This is a genomic window from Clavibacter lycopersici, from assembly GCF_003576405.1.
GTDB lineage: Bacteria > Actinomycetota > Actinomycetes > Actinomycetales > Microbacteriaceae > Clavibacter > Clavibacter lycopersici.
In genome coordinates, this window is the sequence record NZ_QWGT01000259.1 from 1 (window position 1) to 3,688 (window position 3,688).

Below are 3,688 nucleotides of genomic sequence, written 5' to 3' on the forward strand. Positions count from 1 at the left end.
CGCGGGGCTGACGCCGGCCGGCCGCGCCGCCCGCGCCGACCGCGCCGCCCGGCCCGGCTCGGCCGCGCCGCCCGCGCCGCCCGGCCCGGTCCGGCCCGGCCGCGCCGCACCCGCGGAACGTAGGCTGCGACCGTGAGACCCGACGCGCACGACGCCCCCGCATCCGCACCGTCCCGGCCGATCCCGTCGGCCGCCGACCTCGACGCCCGCGACCCGCTCGCGCGCTTCCGCGACCTGTTCGTCGGGTCCGACGACGTGGTCGCCTACCTCGACGGCAACTCGCTCGGCCGCCCGACCCTGGCGAGCGTCGACCGCGTCACCGACTTCGTGCGCGATCAGTGGGGCGGCCGCCTCATCCGCGGCTGGGACGAGGACTGGCTCGGGATGCCGACGCGCATCGGCGACGACCTCGGCCGCGTCGCCTACGGCGCGGCGGCCGGCCAGACGTTCGTCGGCGACTCGACCACGGTGATCCTCTACAAGCTCGTGCGCGCCGCCGTCCGCGCGCGCCCCGGCCGCGACGAGCTCGTGATCGACACCGACAACTTCCCGACCGACCGCTTCGTGCTCGAGGGCGTCGCCGAGGAGTGCGGCATGACGATCCGCTGGATCGAGGTCGCGCCCGACGCCGGGGTGACCCCGGAGCTCGTCGCGGACGCGGTGGGGGAGCGGACCGCGCTCGTGGTGCTCAGCCAGGTCGCGTACCGGTCGGGGTTCCTCGCGGACGTGCCGGCGATCACGCGCATCGTGCACGACGCCGGCGCGCTCGTGCTCTGGGACACCTGCCACTCGGTCGGCGTGATCCCCACCGAGCTCGACGCGTGGGGCGTCGACCTCGCGGTCGGCTGCAGCTACAAGTACCTCGACGGCGGGCCGGGCGCCCCTGCCCACGGCTACGTGCGGCGCGAGCTGCAGGCCGAGCTGCGGCAGCCGATCCAGGGCTGGATGGGCGCGCAGGACGTGTTCGCGATGGGTCCCGAGTACGTGCCGGCCGACGGGATCCGCCGCTTCCTCAGCGGCACGCCGCCCATCGTCGGCATGCTCGCGATGCAGGACATGATCGCGCTCATCGACGAGGCGGGCATGCCCGCGATCCGGGCCAAGTCGCTCGCCCTCACCGGCTTCGCGCTGGATCTCGTCGACCGCGACCTCGTGCCGCTCGGCGCCCGCGTCGCCAGCCCGCGCGAGGAGGAGCGCCGCGGCAGCCACGTGAGCGTCGACCACCCGCGCTTCCGCGAGATCGTCGGCGCGCTGTGGGCCGAGGGCGTGATCCCCGACTTCCGCGCCCCGTCGGGCCTCCGCCTCGGGCTCAGCCCGCTGACCACCTCGTTCCGCGAGGTCGAGGTCGGCGTGGAGGCGATCCGGCGGCACCTGGCGGCCTGAGGCGCGGACGCCGCACGGCGACCCGCGCGCCCGGCGCCTACGGCAGGATCGCGTCCACGTACCCGCCGTCGACCCGGAGCGCGCCGCCGGTCGTCGCCGACGCCTGCTTCGACGCCAGGTACACGCACATGTTCGCGATCTCCTCCGGCTCGATGAGGCGCTGGATCAGCGACTGCGGCCGGTGCTGCCGCATGAACTCGCGCTGCGCCTCCTCCCACGGCAGGTCGTCGCCCACGAGCTCGCGCGCGAACGCCTCGACGCCGCCGGTGTGCGTGGGGCCGGCCATGACGCAGTTGACCGTGACGCCGGATCCGGCCGCGGCCTTCGCGAAGCCGCGCGAGACCCCGAGCAGCGCGGTCTTCGAGACGCCGTAGTGGATCATCTCGGCCGGCGTCACGACGGCGGAGTCGCTCGCGATGTACTGCACCCGGCCCCAGCCGCGCGCCATCATGCCGGGCAGGTAGGCGCGGGTGAGGCGGACGCCCGCGAGCACGTTCACCTCGAAGTAGCGCCGCCACTCATCGTCGGTGATCGAGAACGGGTCGGCCGAGCCGAAGATCCCGAGGTTGTTGACGAGCACGTCGACCTCGGGGAAGAGCTCGACCGCGCGGGCCGCGCCCTCCTCGGTCGCGACGTCGGCGGCGAGCACCTCGACGGACGCGCCCGGATGCGCGGCGAGGAGCCGGTCGCGCGCGGCTGCCGTCCCCTCCTCGCCCCGGCCGTTCACGATCACGCGGGCGCCCGCAGCGAGCAGGCCGTCCGCGATCGCGTACCCGATGCCCTGCGTGGAGCCCGTGACGAGGGCGGTGGATCCGGTGAGGTCGATGCGCATGTCGTGCCTTCCTGGTGGAGCGGGGGAGAGCGGGTCAGTCGGCCCACGCCCGCCGCGTGCTGCGGACGGGCTTCCCGGTGGTGGCGGCCTCGTGCATGAGGAGCGCGAGGTGGTGGTCCTGCGACGCCTCCGCGAGCGAGTTCGTCGAGGGGCCGCCGGCCGCGTGCGCGTGCATCTCGACGAGGCACTGCGCGATCGCGATCTCGTCGTCCGCCAGCCGGCCGGGCGCGAACGGGTTCTCGTAGACCCACTCGGATCCGAGCAGTAGGCCGCGCAGGTGCATCCCCTCGAGGTTGCCGCCCTGCCCGGTCTCGACGCGCGCGATGTCCGCCCATGTGGGCGTCGTCGCGTCGAGCAGCCAGCTCACGTGCTCGTCGACGATCTCGCCGCGCTCGCCGCGGACGAGGAGCCGGTTGCGGCGGATCCAGGAGAAGTACTGCCGGTCGGAGAAGTCGTAGACGCCGAGCCGGTCGCCGAAGTCGAAGCGCGCGGTGGTCTGCTCGGCGGTCACGACCTCCTCGCGCACGGGATCCCCGTCGCGGTCGGGCCCGGCGACGATGGGGGACGAGAAGCGCTGCGCCGTGATGGTCGCGTCCTCGAACCCGATGCCGAGCGCCCGGCGCATCACGCGGACGCCGTGGTAGTCGTGGCACTGCGCGACCATGGCCTGGCTGATCCGGCCGAGCCGGCCGCCGGCGGCGATCGCGAGCTGCGCGGCGAGCAGCGGCGACAGCGGGTACTGCTCGGCCACCTCGATCCTGGCGCCCTGCTTCACGAGCGCGTCGAGCCGCTCGAGGTCCTCGACGGCCTGGCCGGGCGGCGTCTCGGTGAGCACGGCGACGCCGCGGTCGACCAGGTCGGCGATCACGTCGGGCGCGGCGGTCCGCGGCACGGAGACGACCACGAACGACGGCGCCTCGGCGGCGAGCAGCTCGGCCGCGGTGCGGAAGGTGCGGATCCCCCACTCCTCCTCGAGCGCGCGGCCCGTCTCGGCGCTCCGCGTCACGAGGCCGGTGACGGCGAAGCGCTCCGGGAGGGCCCGCGCGATGCGCAGGAAGAAGGCGCTGCGCCAGCCGCTCCCCACGATGCCGAAGCGGATCTGCGGGGCGGGCGGAGCGGGGCGTGGCATGGTCGCCAGCGTACGCGCGGGGTCGCGGATGTCCGCTCGTGACGGTTCGCCGGGGATCTCGCAGCCGGTTGAGGAATAGTCGGGACGGCTGCGAGGATGTCCAAGGAGCGAACGCCCCCGCGTGAGGCGCGTCACGCCTCCGCGATGAGGAGTAGAGACCCGAGAAGGGGCACGAGCATGGGGATCCAGACGAGCCTCGACCAGGTCGCGCAGTCCGCGCGCATCCTCGACGTGATGCAGGAGGCCGACGAGCTCACGGTCGCCGCGAGCCGCGACGGCGGGGGGCGGGCGGTGCGCCTCCTCGCCCGCGCCGCCGCCGACCCCGCCGACCAGCTCACCGCGGT

Annotated in this window: 3 protein-coding genes; 1 reads left to right on the plus strand and 2 read right to left on the minus strand. The window is 74.8% G+C overall.

Going from position 1 to position 3,688, the window contains the following annotated elements:
- The first annotated feature begins 132 nt into the window (after positions 1-132).
- On the plus strand, positions 133-1,383 hold the full coding sequence (locus DZG00_RS13420) for a kynureninase (protein ID WP_119455722.1): 1,251 nt from the start codon (positions 133-135) through the stop codon (positions 1,381-1,383).
- Between the two features lie 37 nt (positions 1,384-1,420).
- Here DZG00_RS13420 and DZG00_RS13425 read toward each other — a convergent pair whose 3' ends face one another.
- Both DZG00_RS13425 and DZG00_RS13430 read right to left on the minus strand, forming a co-directional pair.
- A complete protein-coding gene (locus tag DZG00_RS13425; RefSeq protein ID WP_119382687.1) occupies positions 1,421-2,215 on the minus strand; it encodes an SDR family NAD(P)-dependent oxidoreductase in 795 nt (264 codons plus the stop codon).
- Between the two features lie 34 nt (positions 2,216-2,249).
- Complete coding sequence (locus tag DZG00_RS13430; protein ID WP_119382686.1) at positions 2,250-3,344, minus strand: Gfo/Idh/MocA family oxidoreductase; 1,095 nt, start codon at positions 3,342-3,344, stop codon at positions 2,250-2,252.
- Between the last annotated feature and the right edge of the window lie 344 nt (positions 3,345-3,688).

Excerpts from the sequence above, each read along its gene's own strand:
- DZG00_RS13425 (WP_119382687.1), bottom strand. The coding sequence starts at position 2,215 with ATGCGCATCGACCTCACCGGATCCACCGCCCTCGTCACGGGCTCCACG.
- DZG00_RS13430 (WP_119382686.1), bottom strand. The coding sequence starts at position 3,344 with ATGCCACGCCCCGCTCCGCCCGCCCCGCAGATCCGCTTCGGCATCGTG.